The sequence below is a fragment of the Cohnella sp. SGD-V74 genome (assembly GCF_003001675.1).
In the GTDB taxonomy this organism is placed as follows: Bacteria; Bacillota; Bacilli; order Paenibacillales; family Paenibacillaceae; genus Cohnella.
This window is the reverse complement of sequence record NZ_PVYW01000008.1, coordinates 114,326-135,423: the sequence shown is the minus strand read 5'-3', so window position 1 is coordinate 135,423 and position 21,098 is coordinate 114,326. Positions and strand designations below refer to the sequence as shown.

15 protein-coding genes are annotated in these 21,098 nt (G+C 57.5%); 2 read left to right on the top strand and 13 right to left on the bottom strand.

The window, feature by feature from the left end; translation table 11 throughout:
• Positions 1–16 precede the first annotated feature (16 nt).
• The 3 genes from B0G52_RS14140 to B0G52_RS14130 form a co-directional block, all read right to left on the bottom strand.
• On the bottom strand, positions 17–1,639 hold the full coding sequence (locus B0G52_RS14140; protein ID WP_158223709.1) for an S-layer homology domain-containing protein: 1,623 nt from the start codon (positions 1,637–1,639) through the stop codon (positions 17–19).
• A 234-nt stretch (positions 1,640–1,873) separates the two neighbouring features.
• Positions 1,874–2,263: a RidA family protein gene (locus B0G52_RS14135; RefSeq protein WP_094045326.1), complete on the bottom strand. Its 390-nt coding sequence runs from the start codon at positions 2,261–2,263 to the stop codon at positions 1,874–1,876.
• 29 nt (positions 2,264–2,292) lie between these two features.
• The gene (locus B0G52_RS14130; RefSeq protein ID WP_094045324.1) at positions 2,293–2,940 is read right to left on the bottom strand and encodes a DsbA family oxidoreductase; all 648 of its coding nucleotides are present in this window, start codon (positions 2,938–2,940) and stop codon (positions 2,293–2,295) included.
• Between the two features lie 178 nt (positions 2,941–3,118).
• Here B0G52_RS14130 and B0G52_RS14125 point away from each other — a divergent pair, with 178 nt between their 5' ends.
• Both B0G52_RS14125 and B0G52_RS14120 read left to right on the top strand, forming a co-directional pair.
• Positions 3,119–3,979, top strand: coding sequence for a LysR family transcriptional regulator (locus B0G52_RS14125; RefSeq protein ID WP_094045322.1), 861 nt, complete (start codon positions 3,119–3,121; stop codon positions 3,977–3,979).
• A 72-nt stretch (positions 3,980–4,051) separates the two neighbouring features.
• Positions 4,052–4,282: a DUF3951 domain-containing protein gene (locus B0G52_RS14120; protein ID WP_094045320.1), complete on the top strand. Its 231-nt coding sequence runs from the start codon at positions 4,052–4,054 to the stop codon at positions 4,280–4,282.
• 66 nt (positions 4,283–4,348) lie between these two features.
• On the opposite strand, the gene B0G52_RS14115 is transcribed toward B0G52_RS14120, so the two are convergent.
• From B0G52_RS14115 to B0G52_RS14070, 10 genes are all read right to left on the bottom strand, one after another.
• Complete coding sequence (locus tag B0G52_RS14115; RefSeq protein ID WP_233162666.1) at positions 4,349–6,040, bottom strand: extracellular solute-binding protein; 1,692 nt, start codon at positions 6,038–6,040, stop codon at positions 4,349–4,351.
• Positions 6,041–6,103: 63 nt separating this feature from the next.
• Positions 6,104–7,018, bottom strand: a complete 915-nt coding sequence (locus B0G52_RS14110; RefSeq protein ID WP_094045318.1) for a carbohydrate ABC transporter permease — start codon at positions 7,016–7,018, stop codon at positions 6,104–6,106.
• Positions 7,019–7,057: 39 nt separating this feature from the next.
• Complete coding sequence (locus tag B0G52_RS14105) at positions 7,058–8,005, bottom strand: ABC transporter permease (RefSeq protein WP_094045316.1); 948 nt, start codon at positions 8,003–8,005, stop codon at positions 7,058–7,060.
• 143 nt (positions 8,006–8,148) lie between these two features.
• Positions 8,149–10,356, bottom strand: coding sequence for a hypothetical protein (locus B0G52_RS14100; protein ID WP_094045314.1), 2,208 nt, complete (start codon positions 10,354–10,356; stop codon positions 8,149–8,151).
• A 199-nt stretch (positions 10,357–10,555) separates the two neighbouring features.
• Positions 10,556–11,710, bottom strand: coding sequence for a GntR family transcriptional regulator (locus B0G52_RS14095; RefSeq protein WP_094045550.1), 1,155 nt, complete (start codon positions 11,708–11,710; stop codon positions 10,556–10,558).
• Positions 11,711–12,520: 810 nt separating this feature from the next.
• Positions 12,521–15,799 (bottom strand): glycoside hydrolase family 2 TIM barrel-domain containing protein, encoded by a 3,279-nt coding sequence (locus B0G52_RS14090; RefSeq protein WP_094045312.1) that lies wholly within the window; start codon positions 15,797–15,799, stop codon positions 12,521–12,523.
• Positions 15,800–15,875: 76 nt separating this feature from the next.
• On the bottom strand, positions 15,876–17,279 hold the full coding sequence (locus B0G52_RS14085; protein WP_094045310.1) for a four-carbon acid sugar kinase family protein: 1,404 nt from the start codon (positions 17,277–17,279) through the stop codon (positions 15,876–15,878).
• A gap of 7 nt (positions 17,280–17,286) precedes the next feature.
• Positions 17,287–18,546: a ribulose-bisphosphate carboxylase large subunit family protein gene (locus B0G52_RS14080; protein ID WP_094045308.1), complete on the bottom strand. Its 1,260-nt coding sequence runs from the start codon at positions 18,544–18,546 to the stop codon at positions 17,287–17,289.
• Positions 18,547–18,595: 49 nt separating this feature from the next.
• Complete coding sequence (locus B0G52_RS14075) at positions 18,596–19,318, bottom strand: aspartate/glutamate racemase family protein (RefSeq protein ID WP_094045306.1); 723 nt, start codon at positions 19,316–19,318, stop codon at positions 18,596–18,598.
• 49 nt (positions 19,319–19,367) lie between these two features.
• On the bottom strand, positions 19,368–21,092 hold the full coding sequence (locus B0G52_RS14070; RefSeq protein WP_094045304.1) for a glycoside hydrolase family protein: 1,725 nt from the start codon (positions 21,090–21,092) through the stop codon (positions 19,368–19,370).
• Between the last annotated feature and the right edge of the window lie 6 nt (positions 21,093–21,098).

Sequence of the window (21,098 nt, the reverse complement as noted above, 5' to 3'; positions counted from 1 at the left end):
TGAAAGCGCCCGCTCATCATTTCATATAAATCCGGTATAGAAATACGGCAGCTTCCGCTCTTGATGCTGAGCCCTCCGGATTCAGGCGACCCTTGTCAGACCCTTCAATCAAGCCGTCGTTCACTAAAGAGGCAACATAAGGGACAGCGTACTTGGCAATGAGATCCCGATCCTGGAACGAGTCTAACCTGGCAGCTGAATCGGCAGCCTGCAGTCGTCCATATTGCTGCAGCGCGCGTGCCGTCAGCACCATCATATCCTGTCTCGATATCGTCTCATTCGGTCGGAAGCTGTTATCGCTGAATCCTTGAGCAATGCCAAGCGCCTTCGCTACGGCCATCCCTTCCTCGTAATAGGAGCCCGGCGCGACATCGGAGAATCCTTTCACCGAGCTTGTATCGGCATTCAGCTCCAGTGTCCGGACAAGAAGCAGCATGTAATCCGCTCTTGTAATAGAACGACTTGGCGAGAATGCTGTCGACGAAGTTCCGGTAATGACGCCCTTTGAAGCCAGCACTTCAATGGACTTCTTCGCCCACGGCAGATGCGTGATATCGGCGAATGTCTTAGTGACGTATGCGACAGCATAATAGCTGAAATGCGCAGTCCGGAAAACGACGTTGCCGGAAGCTTCGTCATAACCGCCGTTAGGGACAGGCCGCACATTGCCATCCTCATTGATATGCCATACGACGAGATGTTCCTCGTTGCCGTTCTCTTCCGAATTCGGCTGGTACGGAAGCGAGATTGTGACCGGCGCTTGCGTATTGCTCCAAGGCAGCCTTGCTCCATTCAATCTGAAATAGATTTGGATAATCGGCTTGTCGCCTATTGCGTCTTGAAGAGAACGGTCTATCCTGTCCAAATCGGCCGCTGCGATTACGAGCTCTATTGTCTCGGCGCCGCTCACAACGCCTTGCAACATGTGGCCCGGAAGGTCGAAGACGCCGATTGCCGTTGACAGTCTATAGACGATGCCTTTGCCAACCTCCGACAACGCCGAGACAGGCCATTCCAGGACATAGCTGCTGTCGCCTTCCCCCCCTTGCACAGCCATCGGAATCACCTTGACACCGCTTACATTTGATTTCGCCAGTTTCACAGCCGATTGCAGCAACGCAGAATCCAGACCCAGCATGGCCTGCCCTGTGGCTGGATCGTAGTAAGGCTTGCCCTCAATCGTGCCATCGTCTCGCAATTCCGTCGTACCTTTGCCGCTCGGAGGCGTAACGATGACACCTCCGCCTCCGCCTCCACCGCCACTGTTCCCGGAACTCTGTCCGATTCTGTACGTGAACTGCGTGGTTGCGGGTGTCTCGACGCCCGTTCCTCCTGCCCGCACATGATATACGCCCTCCGAATTCCGATTCAGGCTGTACGAGAAGCGATAATGTCCGCCATCCCCGCTAATGCTCTGATTCATGAAGTCGATGCCCCCGGATGGGTTGATGACCTGCACCGTCACCGCCGTTCCAGCTCCTGACGATATCGTCCCGGTTACAACAACCTCTCCGGATGAGGGGGTTACCTCCGCCTTTACCGTTATGGCCGCCGATGCCGCCGCAATCGGCGTCGCTGCCAGACTTCCGACCAGCAATGCCAGAGACAGCAGCAGTATCGTCAACTTGAACTTGCTCATTTCTTCTCTCTCCTTTCGCGTTGAACCAGTCCCTTCCCAACACAACCTCATCGTATCCGCATCGATTGGACAAGTGAAGGGAATATTGTTCGGCCGCAAGGAAATTTATACACTCTTTGATGCAGCGTTGCGGGACTCGTCTGTCGCAGTCACAATCGCAACAAAGCCGTCCATCAGAACATCTTCTGCTCTAACGAACGGCTTTGTTTTACATGAATCCACAGTGACGTTTGATCAGTCGGCAAGCGCAATCGCATCGATTTCGATCATCGCATCGGACGAATAGAGCGAGGACACCTCGACGAGCGTGTCTGCCGGATAAGGCTGAGACCACCATTTGCGACGAAGTTCAACGAGCTTTTCGAAGTTGGACATTGCCGTTAAATAGATGGTCACTTTGACGACGCGGTCGAGTCCCGATCCGGCCGCCTTAAGCGCGCGATCCAAATTCCGGAAAGCCTGGTCGGCCTGCTTGTCGAAATCACCGATTCCTACGAGATTGCCATCATCGCCGATTGCGGCTTGGCCTGATACGAACACGAATCCGTTGGCTTTGATCGCCTGCGAAATAAGAAAAGGAGCGTATGGATCCGGTTGAGTTTGTACTTGAGTAAATGTTGTCATAGTTATCATCCCTTTGTGGTTAGTTTTTTTCAGTTACAGCCATCGATACCGCAGGACAGTCCTTCCGGGAAGCGATTCGATTTCTGTTTCTCGATTTCGTCATTGATGAATTGCTCAAGGGTTTCCTTTGAACGAACGCCTGCTACTGTAGTGCCGCCAATAACGAAAGTCGGAACCGAGGTAATATTTTCACGATAGGCCTGTTCCAGTGCTTTTTGATGCGCTTCTTTGTATTTCCCTGTTTCAAGGGCGTCCTTGTACGCCGCTTGATCCAATCCTATATCGCCTGCTAATTCGGTTAACACCTCAATGTCTCCAATATCGCGTTCTTCTTGAAAAAAGGCTCGAAACATGCGGGCATTGTATTCATTCGCTTTGCCCTTTTCCTTGGCATACTGGTAGCCCTCGAACGCTAGATGAGTATACGGCTGCGGGGATACGCGCGGCAGCGTCATTGGAACCCCCATTCGTTCAGCCATCGGGTAAACCGATTGTTTCCAGGTACTCTGCAAGTAATCCCCTTCAGGCCTCAATGTTTGTTGAGGAGAAGGACGCAGCTCATACGGCATCCATTCCACTTCTACCTCTTTTCCATGGATCGCTTGTTCAAGAGGATTTTCCGCCAGCAGGCAGAAGGGACACACATAATCTGAATAAATCTTTATTTTTACCGACATGTTGGCAACACCTCCATCCTTGGTTGTTGTTCAATGCTGCGGATCGTATTGTGTATCCCGCCGCACCGTTTTTATTTCTTGTTCTGATTGTAATTCGAATACCCCATACAGTAAAATGATCAATAAAGATGGGGGCATCAATATTATTGATCCCTTTATGTGGGGGAGGTTGCAACCTATGGAGTTAACCGATCTGAAAATACTCATGGCCATTATGCAAGAAGGCAGTATTACCCGCGCGGCGGAAAAGCTGGATTACGTGCAATCGAACCTTACGATGCGAGTTCGCAAAATGGAAACGGAACTGGGCGTCCAGCTGTTCCACAGAACTCCGAAAGGCGTCTTGCCGACGGAAAAAGGGCTCGTCTTTAGCCAATATGCGGCCGACATATTGTTCAAGTACGAAGAAGCGGTTACGGCCGTGCAGGAGCCTGAGCATCCGAGCGGTCCGCTCGCGATCGGCGTCGTGGAAACCGTTGCGTCCACCCCTCCTTTTATTCGCGCGTTATCCGATTTTCAAACGAGATACCCCGAAGTTGCGCTGTCGCTTGTTACCGGGACATCGCCGCTTAATTACGAGAAGGTGCTGAACCGCGAGTTGGACGGGGCTTTCTTCTCCGGAGAATTCGATCTCGCTCCATTAAAGGTTTTCTACGAAATGAAAGACGAAGTTATTCTGCTGACCAACGCCGATGGAAATCCTTCGCCTCCCGACGTTGCGAATGCGACATGGATCGTTTTTCCGAAAGGCTGTCCGTTTCGCGCCGCCAGCATGGATTGGCTTCACAGCATGGGGATATCTTCTATCAATATGATCGAGGTGAGCGCGCTGGATACGATGCTGAATTGCGTGCGAGCAGGCATCGGTTACGCGCTTTTAAACGAATCGGTCATTACGGAGGCTGACGAACGATTAACCGTGCATCCGGTCCCCGAACAATACCGATTCATGACGACAAGGCTGGTTACGCGCAAAGAGCAGTTCGGCAGCAAATCGTTCGCAGCATTCGCGAACTGCATTAAAGCGGCGGGCATTTGAGCGAACGACTTTGAAACCTTATCCTCCATTGGATCGTATTCTTTATAACGACATTTTCTGGGGGATATTTCCATGAATTATGGACTTTTCGGCGCTCTTGCATTTTACGCTCTTGTCTTTGCAGCGCTAGGAATTATAGCTGTTAAGATCCTTAGAAGAAAGCAGCTTCCGACCTCTCATTACACTCCGTTTGATTACATAACCGGTCACACAACAGTTGAGTTCCACGAAGAGAGCGAAGAAAAAGAAGATGAGGATGCCCAGGGCGACGATAAGGATAAGTTTCGATATAAGTTAAAATAGGGCCAAACATCAATTCGACCCGACCGCCGATTCAGGCGATTGGGTCGATTTGACGTTTATTCTATATTAGAAGCCGATGTCGTCTCGAGCCGCCGCTTTTTCGGCTACGAAATCCGCCATTTCCTGCGCGCCTGCCGCCCTGTACTTGTCTTGGATATCGCGCAGCATTTTCAGCGCTTCTTCGTCGGATTTGGCGAAGATGGCTTTCCGGAACTCGGTGTCAAAATTCAAAGAGTTGGTGGCATCCCGGTATTTGTCGTATTGCGGCCATTCCCTGGCAACGTAGTTGGCGCTGATCTTGTCGATCACTTTGATCGGCATTTTTTTCCAGAAGCTCTCCTCCAGCTTCCTCCACTCCGTCTTCTGGTCCTCCGGCTGAGGCCAGGTCACATCGGAGGAGAAGGCGCCAATGAATCTGCCGGGCAGGAAGTTAAGTCCTTCGTCGCGCTTCTCGTCCGGGTTATTGTCATACTTCTGCTTCACTTCGGGAAGCCAACGAGGCTGCCCGTTATCCAACATATACGTCTGGCCTTCGACGCCCCAATAGGCGAGCAGGCGGCCTTCTTCGCTATTTACATAATCGAGATACCGCAGCGCCGCTTCGGGATCTTTGATTTTGGCGCTCAAGAAGATGACCGGGAATCCGCCGCGTCCGGGCGTAGCGACCTGCGTCGCGATTTCCCCGTTTTTGTTTTTCATCGGTCCCAGCAATTCGTACTGCATTTCCGGATTCGTCTTATAGAGCGTTTTGGACAATTGATCCATCATCGGTTGGGCTCCGTACACGGCCATCTTGCCGGTAGCGAGCTTCTCATTCGCCGTCGTATCGGTGTTGCTGAAGGCTTCGGGATCGAACAAGCCGTTCGAGATCAGCTTTCTCATGAACAGCAGCCGGGGTTCCTGATCTTCGCCAAGGGTCCAATGCGTCACCTTCCCGCCTTCCAGGCGGAAGTCCGAAATATTGTAATCCGACCACCCCATCAGGTATCGTCCATAATCCCAACCGTTGTGCATGGTGCCGGCAGGGATGACCGATTTTCCGCCGATATCCTTGAAGTTGCCGTTCTTGATTTGGGTCAGCAGGTCGTACAGCTTATCTTGCGTATCGATATCCTCGGCCTTCACGTTCAAAGCCTTCAGAATGTCTCCCCGCGCATAGAGTCCGTAATTCCAGTTATGAATGCTCTCCAGCGTACCGTCCGGCGTCTCCACCGGAATAAAATATTGCTTGCCCTCGAACTCCGGGCTGTTCATCTCGAATTCGTAGAAGTCCTTGGACACGCCGGTCGTCAGCAGTCTCTTCACGTTGGGATATTTATCGAGATAAGGGGTCAAATCCAGAAGCTGCCCTTCCATTGCCGCCTTTTTGATGACTTGCCCTTCTCCGGATATCGTCGACCAGAAAGGCGCGTTGACGATATCGGGAACCGTATCGGAAGCAAAAATCGTGTTCAGCTTTTCCACTTCGCTGGTTGTAATGGATTCCAGCTTCAACGTTACGCCGACTTTCTCCCTGATCTGCCGCGCCACGAGATTGTTCTCCTGATCTTGCGGGAATGCGCCGCCGCCTCCGTTCCAGGCGCTCAGGTAGGTCAACGTAACCGCCTTGGGCGCCTCCGATCCTTTTTGCTCCGAGCTTCCCGAGGGAGTCCCCGAGCTGTTGCTTCCTCCGTTTCCGCTGCATGCGGCCACAGTCAGTACGAGCATTGGGACGGCAATCATCATGCTGAGCGAACTTTTCAACTTTGTGTTGCGCATTTGACAAGCCCCTTTCGTTTGCTCATTTTTTTATATAAAAGGCCATGCCTCTTATACCGTCGACTACTCCTTCAGCGAACCTACCAGCACGCCTTTAACGAAATATTTCTGCAGGAACGGATACACGCAGATGATCGGCGTCGTAATAATGATGACGAAAGTCATCCGAAGCGCTTCCGGGGTTACGCCGCGCAGCCCCATCTGGGACTCGCTCATGTTCTGAATGCTGGAGCCGCCGCTTGATCCCGTCATCGTCTGGAAGGAAGCTTCGCTGATCATCTTGTTCAGGAACGTCGCGGCGGGATAGAGGTCTTCGTTCTGAATGAAGAACTGTCCGGTAAACCAATCGTTCCAGACGCCTACCCCGACGAACAAGGCGATCGTGGCCAGAACCGGCATCGACAGGGGAAGGATGATTTTCGCGAATACCGACAGCTCGCTGGCGCCGTCGATTCGGGCCGATTCCGACAAGCTGCCCGGAATTCCGTCGAAGAAAGTTTTCATGATAATCGCGTTGAAAAAGTTGTACATCATCGGCAGAACGAGCACCCAGTACGTGTTGAGAATCTCCAGCTGCCGGAACAGGATAAAGGTCGGAATAAGCCCGCCGCTGAACAGAGTGGTGAAGAAAAAGAAGAAAACGATATACTTCCTTCCCGGCAAGCCTTTGCGCGAAAGCCCGTAGGCCAGCAGAGCCGTCAGCAGAACGGAACTTACGGTCACGATGAACGTTCTTGTAACCGAGATCATGAAGGAATTCAAGATGAGCGGGTTGTTGAACGCCTTATTGTAGTTCTCAAGCGTGAAGACTCGCGGGAAAAAGTAGATGCCGCCCTTCATGGCGTCATAGCCGTCGTTGAATGAAAGCGCAAGAAAATAGATAAAGGGATAAAGTGCCGTCAGGCTGAACAACGTCAGCACCGCATAATTAAGCGTCGAATAAGCTTTATCGGCTGCAGACATTTTTCTTACGCCCATACCCGCACCTCCTTTGTTCATGTGATAAAATTCGCCGGCTTACCATAGCGATACGTCGCTGACCTTTTTGGAGATTTTGTTGACAATCACAATCAGAACCAGCGAGATCGCCGACTTGAACAAGCCGATCGCCGTCGAGTATGCGAATTGCCCCTGCTGGATGCCCGTTTTCAACACGTAGGTGTCCAGTATCTCCGCGACGCTTATTGTAGCGGGCGTCTGCATGAGCCAGATTTGGTCGAACCCCGCATTGAGGATGCCGCTAAGGGAGAAAATCAGCAGAATGCCGATCGTAGGCGTAAGGCAAGGCAGCGTAATTTTAAATAAGGTGCTCCAACGGCCTGCGCCGTCCATTTCCGCCGCTTCGTACAAGTGCGGATCGATATTGGTCAAGGCGGCCAAATAAATGATCGATCCCCATCCGACGCCTTTCCAAATATCCGAAATAATGACCAGCGGATAAAATAACGACGTCATGCCCATAAAAAAGATCGGATCCAGCCCCATCTTTTCACGGATATCGTTGACAAGTCCGACGTTGGGCGAAAGAATTTTCTGCATCAGCGTCACGACGACGACCCAGGATACGAAGTGCGGAAGATAGGATATTGTCTGGAAAATCCGCTTTATTTTATTGCGAAAGACGGCATTCAGCATTAAGGCAAGAATCAGCGGCGCCGGGAATCCGAACAGCAGCTTAAGCGCGCTGATGGACAGCGTATTGTAGAGCACCGAGTAGAAACTGGAATCGTTCAGAAACTGTTCGAAATACCGAAAGCCCGCCCAAGGGCTGCCTAAGATCCCCATGTTATATTTGAAATCCTTGAACGCGATCAAAATGCCGTACATCGGGTAGTAGCAAAACACCAGATACCAGACGATGGCGGGGAGCATGAATAAGTAGATGTGTCTGAAACCCCATACTTTGGTCCAGGTTTTGTTCGTTCTTGTCGGTATAACTCCCGCTCTCGCTTCTTTCACGATCATTGTTTCCCCCACCTCCTGCAAAATGCAGCCCCTCGAAGCGCTTTCAAGTCCGGGGACTGTTATATGGAATCGTTTCCACAAAAGTGATACTATCCTCCGGGCTGCTTCGGTCTAGCCGAAGCAGCCCGGGTGGAGCAACCGCATCAGCTTCCCCAGTCTACCCGCACGTTCGCTTTGTTTTCGCTCCCGTGCCGGTATTCCAGCAGAACGCTTCGTGTCCCTGAGTCCCACTCCCACGCAATCGGCTCCGTCTTGCCTTCGCATTCAAGCACTGCGGAGACCGGCAGGCGAGGACAATAGAACCTTGCCGTCGCGCGCATGTTTGCAGGCCCTCTCGCAATGAACGTAAAGCCGTTAGCCTGCGAGTCCAGTTCCTCGATTCGGGACGAAGCGGAGATAACCGCCGCCTCGTCGGCCGCCGGGCGGCCGGCCTCCACGTCGAACAGCAGCGTCTGCTCGCCCGGCATCAGGCGCACCTCCCGCTTGACGGGCAGCGACGGGTCGAACAAGTCGACGACCGGCCCGTCGATGACCAGAGGCTCATCGGCAACCGACTCCTCCATCATCGCCGCGATCACGTAAGGGCCCCGCTTGATCTTGAAATGCGGTTTCGCGCGCCAGCTGAGCGCCGGATCTCCGAGCGCCTCCATCGTCTGCCTGACCGTCGAGCGCAGCGCCTCCGCTCCCGCCTCTGACGCGGCGCAATCGTCCGGACGGACGGCGAGATAACCGACCGCTCCTTTGCCCGCCGTGTAGATTCCGCCGGCTGCGCCGCCAAGCTGCAGCTGCTCGAACAGATGCTCGCGGGGCGAGCCGTACGTCCGCGCCCTTCCGCCGGAGCCTTTGCTCTCGTTCCACCATGCCCGAATCCGGTGATACGGATCGGAGTCGTCTCCGACATAGATCAGCGCTCCGCCTTCCCTCACCCACCCGGCCAAAGCGTAATGAAGGTCCGGATATTCCGGCTTCATATATTCGTAGCTGAGCAGAAGGACGCGATAATCGTCCAAGTAGTGAGCGAAGCGACGCACGTTATCCAACTGCACCGGCCGAACGGGGATGCCGTGCTTCAGCAGAGGCAGCGCGAGTCCGTAGAACGGCGAGAAATCAAGCAGCTCCGTATCGCCTACTTTCTTGAAGCCTTCCGGATCGGTGCCGTCGTACTTGCCCGCGTTGGCCGCCTCGGATTCCGGCTTCATGCGCTGGAACATCGCGGAATCGGCGATCAGCACCCCGATCCCTTGCGCCGCGTCTTCCGTCTCGACCTCGTCCTGGGCCATGTTGCCGAGCGTATGCATCACGTGAAGCAGCGTTGTCGCGTAATCGGGCGGAATCGCCGCCTTCCCGACGCCGTCCTCCGAAGGGTATTTCCCCTGAAAAATACGGCGGGGCCACGGGGACACCTCGTAATGGGCAACCCCGGGATGAAGAAGCGAAGCGACGACCGTCTTGATGTAATTCTGCTTGTAATCCGACCAGGTGTAATTCGGATTGTCCTCAATCGGATCGTGGAGAAACCACATGCGGCGGTCGGTTCCCCTGACCAGCTCCTGCATGATGCCGTATTCGAGGTAGGCCGTCTCGAAGGTCCGCTCCTTCCGCACGCCTTGATACACATTGGGCGTCCGCGACGTCCCCGTCCAGATCTGGGCGATGTACCCGTCGATCGACGGAAGCTCCAGCAGCCTGGATTCCGGGCTGACGATGCGCCACTGCGTGTAATTGATCAGGCTGTGGGTCGGAACGTAGAAGCGCAGCCGGCGACCGTACTTGAGCAACGCGTAATCCTTCATTTCCGCGCACAGCCGATCCAGAGCCCGCGTATATAAAAACGCTTTCAATTTCGAAGCGCGATACTGCGCGTCCGGCGATGCGTGCGGGGGAGACCAAGGCTCTCCGTAATACAGCAGCCACTCGCGCTTAAACGCCTCGGAGTAACCGCCGTTGACCCAAAACTCGGGCTCCTCCAGATGAATCGCCTCCACGCCCGCGTCTACCGCGATGCGGATGCGTTCGGCCAGAAAATCGGTAAAGCTCAATGTAGGCACCATGTAAGGAATGACGACCGGCTTCTTCCCGTGTACGATCATCTCGCCGCTGCGATCGGTCTGCGCCTCGTCCCAATGCGTCCGCCCATCCGTCTTGCCGTCCAGATAGTCGTTGTACGTCCCCCATGCGATGCCGGTCATCAGATGAACGATATACCCTTTGTCCCTCCACTGCCCGATTCGCTGCTCCATCGTGCTATCGATGCCGTACACCATGACGAAGTCCGTCTGCAGATCGTAATCCGGGTGATAAGCACCCGATTCCTGGAACCCCGTCCGTTCTTCCGTTCGATTTCTCGCCATGCCGCCCAACCTCCCGTTTTGTCCGGATGTGAATCGAAGCGTTTTGTTCTCTTTGTCAACGAATATAATATATATCTTTTATATATTCAATATGTTTTTACAAAATAATCAAAAAAATAGGCAGGCGCCCCTCATTCGGAAAGGCTGCCTCCCATCGTTCTCCTTGCTATTCAAGTTATCGCAACGATCTTCGCGCCGCTTAACGCTGCCGGTTCGAGCCGGACGTCTGACGAATGACCAACCTTGGTTCGATCAGCGTTTTGTCGAAATGCTTCGCGTTCCGATCCCCGCGGATGACCTCAAGCAGCTTGCTCGCCGCCTTGACGCCCATCTCTCTCTCGAACTGGTTGATATGGGTGAAAATGCTGAACTCCTCCACGATCGACGTCGGGTCGTCGAAGCTCACGATCGACACGTCGCCCGGCACGTCTAGTCCCGCTTGCCGCGCCATCTGGTAAATATGCACGCCCAGCCTGCCGTTCAAGGAGATGTAGGCGGTCGCCATCCGGTTGCGGATATAGCGGAACAACGGATGTCCTTCCGATTCCTTCAAGCTCTCGGCCAGCGTAAACCCGGTAATCATATGGGCCGGATTGATCAGCGCGCCCTTGTCCTTCAGAGCCGTGATGTACCCCTCGATCCTCTCCTGCACCGTTACGGTCATCAGCGGGGAATCGGAACAGATGGCAATCTCGCGGTGTCCGAGCTCCCAGAGATGGTCGATCGCGAGGCGAACGCCCTGCCGGCCGTCCGAAGCGATGAAATGCGTCTCGACGCCAGGAAGATGCCTGTCCATCAGAACGAACGGGAACCCTTCGAACTTCATGCTAAGAATTTCCTCGTTATAGTGCTCCTCGTCCACCGGGAAAATAAGCAGCCCTTCCGCCCCGAGCGCCTTCAGCTCCTTGATGGCCGCCTTCTCCTTCTCGATCTTCCCGCTGGACAGCACAATCATGCTCCTGTAGCCTTCCGCTTCGAGCGTGCGCTGTATGCCCTCGATCAGCCGAATGGCGAAGTAATCGTCGATGGACGGCATCACCAGGCCGATCAATCCCGTGCGCGCCCGTCCTTCGCCGACCTCCCGGCTTTGCACGGCAACGGCGGACGACGGCGCTCCCTGCTTCGCCCCTCTGTCCGCCACGAAGCTCCCCTTCCCGGGCACGCGGGTAATGACCTGTTCGTTGGCCAACCCGGTCAAAGCGTTGGCCACCGTGATTTTACTGACCTGGAACCGCTCCATCAGCTCTTTCTCCGTAGGAATCCGGTCGCCGCTCTTCATTTCTTCCACAGCGATAATATCCCGGATATAGTCCTGTATTTGCTGATACAGCGGGACGCGCTCGTTCGTGCTCATCGTAATCACCAATCCCATAGCGGTATATGTAATATATATTATATTCCTTATTGGCAAAGAGCAACCAGAGATCCATCGCCAAAGCCCTCAAGAACGGGTATTCCAGCCTATCCCGCGCCGTATTCAACGACCATTTTTCGCATAAAATCGACTTTTTCCCCTATCGTAAAAACAAATTTCCTGCGGAATCGTTAGAACATTTGTCGAACTTATTGTAGTTCATATTTAAATATATTCAATATATTTTTATAAGTCAATTCCTAAAGCGAAAAGGAGTGAACGTCTATCCCCTTACACATTATCCCAGATAAGCTTATAATAGAGACGTCAACTGACCGATTGGGTGCGAACCCCAAGCTCACATGATTTCCCTAGAGGATTCGCACTTCTTGCTGCACAAGGGGTCTCGGCTCTTCATGCCATTTTTGTACCTCATTTTCGCTTCAAAAATACCGATTCGCACTTTCGAGCCCCGAATCCCTTGCGGGGCAAGGGCTCAAGTGTGGCGCTGTCGCTCCTCCTGGGGGGAGCGTGGATTGAAACGTCAAGTGACGGCAATTTCGAACTACGTCGCTTAGTCGCTCCTCCTGGGGGGAGCGTGGATTGAAACACCGTCCCGGCCGGATACCGGGCGACTGAAGCAAGTCGCTCCTCTCTTGGGGAGCATGGATTGAAATCAGGATGTAGGTCCTGTCGCCATTTGCACTCCGAAAAGAAACAGCGCCCCTAGAAGAGCGCTGTTTGTTTGCGTATTAAGAAGATTACTGCTTGAAAATTCGATGTCTCGTGGGGACCAAGAAAATCCTGAATCTACTTACGATCAGAAGACGTTCTCCAAGGACGAACGTCCAGCGAGAAAGAGAGCGGCCGGTCAGGATGGAGCAGGTATTGCTCCAGCGTCGGAGCATATCCGCAGCTGTGGTTGCCGAGCCCGCTCTGGGCGGCGTCAAGCTTGACGATCGTCTCGCCAAGTCTCGTCAGCAGGTGAACGTGGCTCGTTCGCGTCAAATCCTCGGCAGAGTAATGATGGGCGCTGAAGTCGAAATGGCGTCCGCCTGCCGACGCAAAGCGAAGGCCAACGCCGGAAGCGTTCGTCACACCGGCCCAACGGATGTCGGCTTTGTTGCCATTCTCCTGCGGCTTGATATACGGTACGAACTGTTCCTGCACCGTCCCTCCGTAGAGGCCGAGCTTGCCGCTCTCCTTGCGATCGGCATAGCATTCGTGCGGGCCTCTGCCGAACCAGTCCATCCGTTCGAAGCCGGACGGCATAGTCAGTTCGAAGCCGAAACGGGGCAGCGGAGGCAACCCTTCCCTTGGCTCGATGCGTGCTTCGAGCCGAAGCTCGCCGCCGGCGCTTACGACAGCTATCGTCCGGGCGCGAAACGCGACGCTTTCGCCTCTTGCGCCGATGATAGAGTCGACTTTAACGGTCAGTTCGGATTCGGCCGGTCGGCTGAAGACAATGCCGCGAACATCGGCGACCAGCCGATCGAAGCCGGCCTTGACCCATTCCTTGGCCAACCGCACGTCGTTGTCGATCGGAGCCCGCCAGAAGTTAAGCTTAGGTCCCGAAGCCAGCAGCGGAACGCCCTGAACGATCCAATCCGAGAGCTGTCCGGTACGCTTGCAGAACGACATCTCGTAATCGGCGCCGATGACGCGGATCTGACGATCGTCTTCCTCGATGCGGGCGGGCATTCCTCCCCCGTTCCGCCTTTCTCCTTCCTCCTCGCGTGGAGCCCCCGCAAGCTCGAAACTCCGTTCCGGCTTCTCCCGAAGTTCCGTCCTTCGCTCCTGCGGAACAACGAACAAAGGCAAATCCGCCCAAGCGATTTCGTGGCCGGCTTCCGCCCATAGCGCAGCTTCGCGCAGGACGAAACGGACATGTACCCAATACTCCCCGGCTTCCTGCCTCCATTTATTCGAAATCTGTGCGCTTGGAAGGCGCTCATCCGAGCGAGACATACCCATGTCGGGTTCATCCAAACTCAGCTCGCCCATGATCAGTCCGTCGGGAATCGGAACTCGCACCGTTTCCGTCTCTCCCGGCCCCGCAGATAATGCGGGCAATTCGCCGCTCGCCACCGTTTGTCCGTCCCGCTTCAGCTCCCAGATTCCCCGCAAGCCCGCGAGCGTCAGGAAATCGTACCGGTTGCGGATCGTCCATTCGCCGGTCGCCGCGTTCCACGACTCCGTCTCGACCGGTTCGAGCACCTTCTTGTACTCCAGCAAGGAAGCCTTCGGCGTGCCGCCCGGGAACAGCAGGCCGTCGAGGCAGAAGCTGCCGCTATGCGGCTCCTCCCCGAAGTCTCCTCCATACAAATAGTAGGCCTCGCCGTCCTCGCTGCGCCGCCCGATCGCCAGGTCGGTCCACTCCCAGATCAAGCCTCCCAGCAGCCGCGGATAACGGTACACGGCTTCCCAATATTCCCGCAGATTGCCGACGGAGTTGCCCATCGCATGACCATATTCGACCATCAGGTAAGGGCGGGTGTCCGGCTTGTTCGCCTCGGCGATCAGCATGTCCACCGACGGATACATCGTGCTGACGATATCGACGATCGGCGAGTCGTATGCCCGCTCGTAATGGATCGGCCGGGTGGGATCGGCATCGCGCACCCAGGCGGCCATCGCATCGTGATTGGAGCCGTAGCCCGATTCGTTGCCGAGCGACCAGACGATGATCGACGGAAAATTACGGTCGCGCTCCACCATCCGCCTAGCCCGATCGATATAAGCCTCCTTCCAGTCCGGGTGCTTGGACAGGAAGCTTTCCGCGGCTCCTTTGGCAAAGCCCGGCGTCTCCTGATTGACCCGCTCTCCGGTAAACGCAAAGCCGTGCGTTTCCAGATCCGCCTCGTCGATGACATACAGTCCGTAACGGTCGCACAGCTCCAGAAAACGCGGATCGTTCGGATAGTGGGACAGACGCACCGTATTGATGTTGTGCCGTTTCATCAGCTCGACGTCGCGCTTCATCGCTTCCAGGGTCGTCGAGAAGCCTCGCCAAGGATCGAACTCGTTGCGATTCACGCCTTTGACGATAATCGGCTGTCCGTTAACGAGCAGCCTGCCGTCCGCCACACGCACCCGGCGAAATCCCGTGAAAATCCGCTTTACCTCCGCCGCTCGGCCGTCCGGGTACGACAGCGTAAGCAGAAGCGTGTACAAATACGGCGTCTCCGCAGTCCATGGCCTCGGATCGGCCAGCGCCGCGTTAAACGTTACGATCCGCTCCTCCCCCGGCGGCGGATCTACCGCTTCGCAGCGATCCAGCACCGGCGCGCCCTCCGCATCGAGCAGTTCGATCCGAAGCCGGCAAGTCTGCCGCTGCCCCTTCGTCAGATTGGCGACGGCCAGCGCCACACGCAGCTCGGCGGACCCGCCGCTCTCGTCCGTCTCCGCGACGACCTTCGCGTCCCGAATACTGATCGGCGCCGAAGCGAGCAAATAAACATCCCGAAATATTCCGCTCAGCCGCCACTTGTCCTGGCTCTCGAGATAGCTTCCGTCCGACCATTGATACACTTTGACCGCCAGCGAATTGTCGCCGGGAACAAGCTTGTCCGTGACGTCGAATTCGGTTGTCATATGGCTGCCCTGCCCGTACCCGACGAACCGTCCGTTCACCCACACGTGAAAAGCGGAGTCGACGCCCTCGAATGCGAGGCGAACGTTGCGGCCGCTCCATGCTTCGTCGATGCGGAACGTCGTCCGGTAGCAGCCCGTCGGATTGTCCTGCGGCACATACGGCGGATCGACCGGAAACGGATACGGGCAGCTGCTGTAGTGCGGCCGGCCGTATCCGTGCATTTGCCAGTTGCCCGGCACGGGCAGCTCGCTCCAATCCCCGTCCGGGTAATCCGGCGCCTCGAACCCTTGCGGAGCCAGCTCCGGCGCTTCGCAATAGCGAAATTTCCAGTTCCCGTTCAGCAGATGAAAAAAAGGAGACGCTTCACGCGCCTCCGATAGAGCCGATTCTCGGCTCGCATAAGGAATCAGATAGGCATGGGGCGGCTCCGTATTCCTCCCCAGCACGCCGAGGTTCATCCAGTCCGGCATGCCCTCCATTTGTTCTTCCCGCATGGCGTTCCCCTCCGTCTTTTGTCCCTCGCAGCCGCCTGTTTCGCAAGCGACTCTCTCTCGTTGCCCTCTTCATTCGTCAATTCCCCCGAAGCACCCGTTCGAAAAAGCGTTCTCCTCCGACCTGGCCGCCCTTAAGCACGAGCTCCAGGCCGTCCAGCGCTGCCTCGTTCGAGAACGCCCGGCAGAGCGGAGCTCCCGGAGCTAGCGCGGATACGCACTCCAGCGCGTAAATGCCGAGCTCCCGCGCGACGTACCCGGACGTATCCCCGCCGGCGATCAGCACGCGGGACAGTCCCGCTTCCTCGACCAGCGCCCGGGTAAGCGAACCCAGCTCGGCCCCCAGCACTCGGCTGCTGTCCTCCGCCCGCAAACCTTGGTTCTCCAGCGCCAGGCGCAGCTCCGCGATGCTCGGATCGGCCGGTCCGGAAGCGGAATACAGCACGACATTCCGGCCGGTGAGGAGCGCCTCCCTGGCCTCCTGCAGCAGCCGACTTCTCGCCCCGCCCGCAAGCTCCGGGCGGATCAACTCGTGCACCGGCACACGAATGCCGGCGAAGCCGGCTTCCGTCGCCTCGGCGATCTGCTTCTCCGTGACCGGCGAACAGCTCCCGGAGACGACGAGCAGTCGGTCGACAGGGCCGACCGACGCCTCCCGAACCGACGCTTCCGAAGCAGCGCCCTTCTCCGACCAACACCCGCCGAGCGCATACTCGACGCCCGACGAGCCGATGACAAACAGCGACTCGGGACGCTCAGCCGCCTCCTCCAGCATCAATCGGCCGACCGTCCGCAGCCGCTTCTCGTCGAACGCGTCGAACAGCACGATATCCGGCGCCTCGTCCCGCAGCAGCGCCTCCAGCCGGAGTCGGACGTCCCCGAGCTCGCCGTCAAGCGCCAGAATGTCCATCAGCGACGAGCGCAGCGAGGTCTGCCCCGACAGATGAAGCAGCAGATCCGCCTCGTCCATCGGCGTTACCGGATGACGCGACATCGTCGGATGGCGATCAAGCCGGTGTACCTTGTCTCCCGCCGTCGCGAAATGCTGGCCGAACAACGTATATCGGCCCAAATACGGCACGCCGACGAGCAGCGGAACATAGCGCCCGCCGAACACCTGCCGGCCGATCTCCGCCGCTTTGCCGATGCTGCCCGTGTCCGGAGAGGAATCGAACGTCGAACAGATTTTGTAATGCACGATTGACGCTCCCGCGCCCTTCAGCGTTTCGAAGATCGGCCGCAATTCGCGCTCCATCTCTTCCGGGGACATCGACCGGCCGACACCGGCTACGCCGAAGGCGTCCGCCCAAGCGAACCGGCCGCCCAACTGCTCGCCCGTCGGCGGCTCCAGAAACAGCACCGGCTTCATCCCGGAGCGGAACAACGCCTCCAGCACGTCCGTCGATCCGGTAAAGTCGTCGCCGTAATAACAGATCGGCCGACTCTTTCCGGCAGCCTCATGCCCCGCATCGTTCGCATTCATCCCGCGATCAGCCCTTTCCGTATTTGTCGATGGCCCGCTGCAGGATCGGATGCTCAAGCGCGTACCGGTCCAGCGGAATGCCCTGAACCGCCGCCTCCCAGCCAAGCTTCATACTCTCGAAGCCCGCCGCGGGTCCGTCCGGATGGGCGAGCATTCCGCCGCCGGCCAGATGCATGACGTCGACGCTGCCGGTCGCCTCGTAGGTGGCCGGGGCCGTTCCCGCCCACTGAGCCGAAGACACGACAGGCATCGCCTCATAACCTCCGAACAGCGGAGTCGTGCACGCCTTGATCGAGCGCAGCACCGACTCGTTGCTCTCGTAGAACTTGCTGTTCAGCCCGTTGACGTGCAACTGATCCGCCCCGGCCAGCCGGCAAAGCTTCTGATAGGCGGCAAACTCGAAGCCGAGCAGCGGCGCCCGCGTCAGCATGCCCCACTGGTTGCGGTGGCCATGAATCGGCACTTCGCTGTAGCCGTTCAAATAAGCCAGGCCGGCCAGCCCGACGCTTAATATACTGACCATCACGCACGTTCCGCCGGCCCGGACGACCAGATCGTGATTGGCCTTGAGCTCGTCGATGTCCCCGGTAATGTTGAACGCGTACATCAGCTTGCGCCCGGTGACGTCCGCAGCGCGCTCCACCGCCTCCATCACCGTCTTCACCTTCAGCTCCAACGGAAAATACGGCGGATCGGCGTTCAGCTCGTCGTCCTTGATAAAATCCATGCCGGCCAGCGCCAGCTCGTATACCAGCTTGCCGAGCTCCTCCGGCGACAGCCCGACGCTCGGCTTCACGATCGTCCCGAGAATCGGGCGTCCGTAGACGCCGGTCAGCCTCCGCGTGCCTTCGATGCCGAATTTCGGCCCCGGATACCGCTTCGCAAAAGAAGCCGGCAGCTCCAGATCGACGAGCCGAAGGCCCGACAGCTCCCGCAGCTCGTACAGATTGCCCGCCACCGCCGACATCAGGTTCGGGATCGACGGGCCGAAGTTATGCAGCGGGAACGACACCGTCACATAACCTCTCCGATACTTGCCGTCGTGTCCCTGCGGCAGCTTCGCGCCGGGCAGGGAGGGGGCTTCCGCCTCCTCCAGCGCCTCGATCGCCTCCACTCTGGCGGCATGCCGCTCCTTTAACGTATCCGTCTCGCCGGGCACCGCCGTGAACGTTCCCGTCGACTGCTCCCCCGCGATGATCTGCGCCGCCTTCTCCAGCGAATACGGCGTTTCCGCCAAATAGACCGCCTTGACGCGTTCTTCGCTCATGTTCCGTTCCCCCTAAATCCTCCCGCGATTTCGACTCCCGCGCCGTCTCTCAGCATACCGGCGGCAGATCGCCGCCCTCGCCGAAGACCGGCTTTCCGACCGTCTCCCCCCGGCTCAGCTTCTCCAGCGTCATCTTCACCTGCTCGACGCCGAGCCGCGGGCTGGACAGCACCGGCTTGCCCGTCTCCGCGGCCAAAGCCTTCTCCATCCGAGCCATCGAGCCTTGCGCGAGTACGATCACGTCCGCATCCCGCGCGACGCGAAGCGCGGTCTCGAGCAGAATCCGGTCATGCTCCTCTGGCTTGCCGCCGGTCAGCGCCTCGAACGCCCCTTCAGCCAGTCCGTTGACGAGCTTGACGTCGCGTCCCAGCTCGGCCGCTTTCTTCTCGATCAGGCGCATCGTCGGCTGCAGCGTCGACGGCAGCGTAGCCAGCACGGCGACGCGGTCGTAAGCCGCGGCCGCCTTCGCGGCCATCGCGTCGTCGATCTTGACGATCGGGACGCCGATCAGCTTGCGCGCCTCGTCGGCGACTTCGCCGACCGACGAGCACGTATTCAGGATGACGTCGGCTCCGATCTCCTCGCCGTTATGGAAATACTGCACGAGCCTGCGAGCGACTCCCGGCGGGATATGTCCCGCCTTGACGACGTCCCCGATGAGGGAATCGTCGATGAGGTTGACGAGCCGCACGTCCGGCAGCACTTCCCGGAATACGGCCTTCAGCGGATCGGCCAGCCCTTGGCCGGTATATACGGCAACGACGGTTTTCATCGTCTGAATCCTCCTTTATAAAGCTCTAGGCAGGACGGCGTTCCGCCCCTTACCATACGATCTCGTTATCCAGCCGCCGATAGTCGCCCTCGCGCATCGGAGCGGCATCGTACACCTTGCGTCCGCTGTAGAACGGATGGTAGCGTCCCTCCGGCGAGATGCCGACGACGTCGTCGCCGCGCCACTGGGTCAGGAACGTCTGGCCGATCGCCGTCTCGACGGTCGTGCGGGTATCCAGCGGGAACGTCACCGTAATCGTCTCCCCTTCGAAAGCTTCGCCCAGCAGCAGGAAGTGTTCGTTGATCCAGCTGCTCGGGTCCATGCCGCGCCCTTCCGAGACGCTGCCGCCGCGCTCGCGGACGATGTTGACCTTCGTGTAGCCGGCCCACTCCGGAATGCGGATTCGCAGCTCGGCAATGTCCTTGTTCACGTACAGCACGACTTTTCCTTCATGCGGCAAATAGCTGTCGACGTCTAGCCAGACGGAGCCGCGGTTCAGCAGGAAGTTGACGCTAACGCTGCCGCCGCGCTCGGTGATCGTATTGCTCCAGCCCATGTACAGGCCGCGGGTGCCGGAGCCGAGGCAGCAGATTTGCAGGTCGTTCGTGTGGCCGCGGCCGTGGTTGACATCGCAGCAGAAGTCGTTCGGGGCGGAGTAGCCGGCGAACGCGCCCCGGGTGCGCTTGGCGACGTCGGTATAGCTGATATGGCCCGGTATGTTGCCCGACTTGTCGTCCGTCTCCTTCACCCAATCGAGGTCGAGCAGCTGCGACTCCGTCAAGTGATTGCGCAGGAACCGCTCCACCGTTCCCCAATATTTCGTGTAGCCGTTCTTGGCCAGCGTAATTCCGGTCGCGATCAGATCGACGAGCGAGCAAGTTTCGTGCTCGTACGCCTGCTCCTTCAGATCGCCCGGCGTCCACCCGAACGCGGTGCACTTGGTCAGCGCCCACGCATAGCTCTTCTCGACCCAGGCGATCAGCTTGGCGTCGGCCGTGAACTCGCCGAAGCGCGCAATCGCGTCGAGCGTGCCGAGGCGGGTATGGAAGTGGCCGCTGCGGTACGCCAGCGCGTCGTTAAAGCTGCCGTCCGCGTTGAATACGCCGCTTCGCTCGACGATCAGCGCCGTGAAGAACCGGCACAGCTCGAAAGCGTCCTTGCTGCCCGTCACTTCGTGATATTTGAGCAGCGGCATGATGAGCCGTCCGCAGAACGCGGCCGGATCCGGGGCAAGCCGGAGCAGCGCGGCGTTGCGCGAAGGCCAGCCGCCTTCCTTGTACTCCGATGCGGGATAGTACCATACCTCGCGCTCCTTGATCGCGATCCGCTTCAGCGCGGCCACGTGGCGGTCGGCCGCTTCCTTGACCTTCGGATCGCCGGTCGTCATGTACCAGGTCGTAAGCGACAGAATGACGGCCCGCTGGTCGATCAGGTTCGCATTCTGCTCCCAGTCGAAATTCGGATTGTGCTGCCGGTAGCTCAGTCCGTCTTCCTTGAAGAACGTCAGCAGATTTTCGCGGTACTTGGCCTCGATCTCCTCGCCCAGCGTCTCTCCCGACATGTGTCGGGCCAAAATCATGCCGTCGATCATCCGTCCGTGCGACGAGCCGAAATCCCAGTCCCCGTGCGTCATGTTGGCCGGATCGGACATCAGGTTGGCGGCGAAAAAAGGATAGCCGTGAAAATCCGGATCGGACATGCCCGCCATCGCGTTCAGCGCGTGTCCGGCCCGTTCCTCCAGCATCAGCGTATCGGGAATCAGTCGTTTTGCCATGTTCCA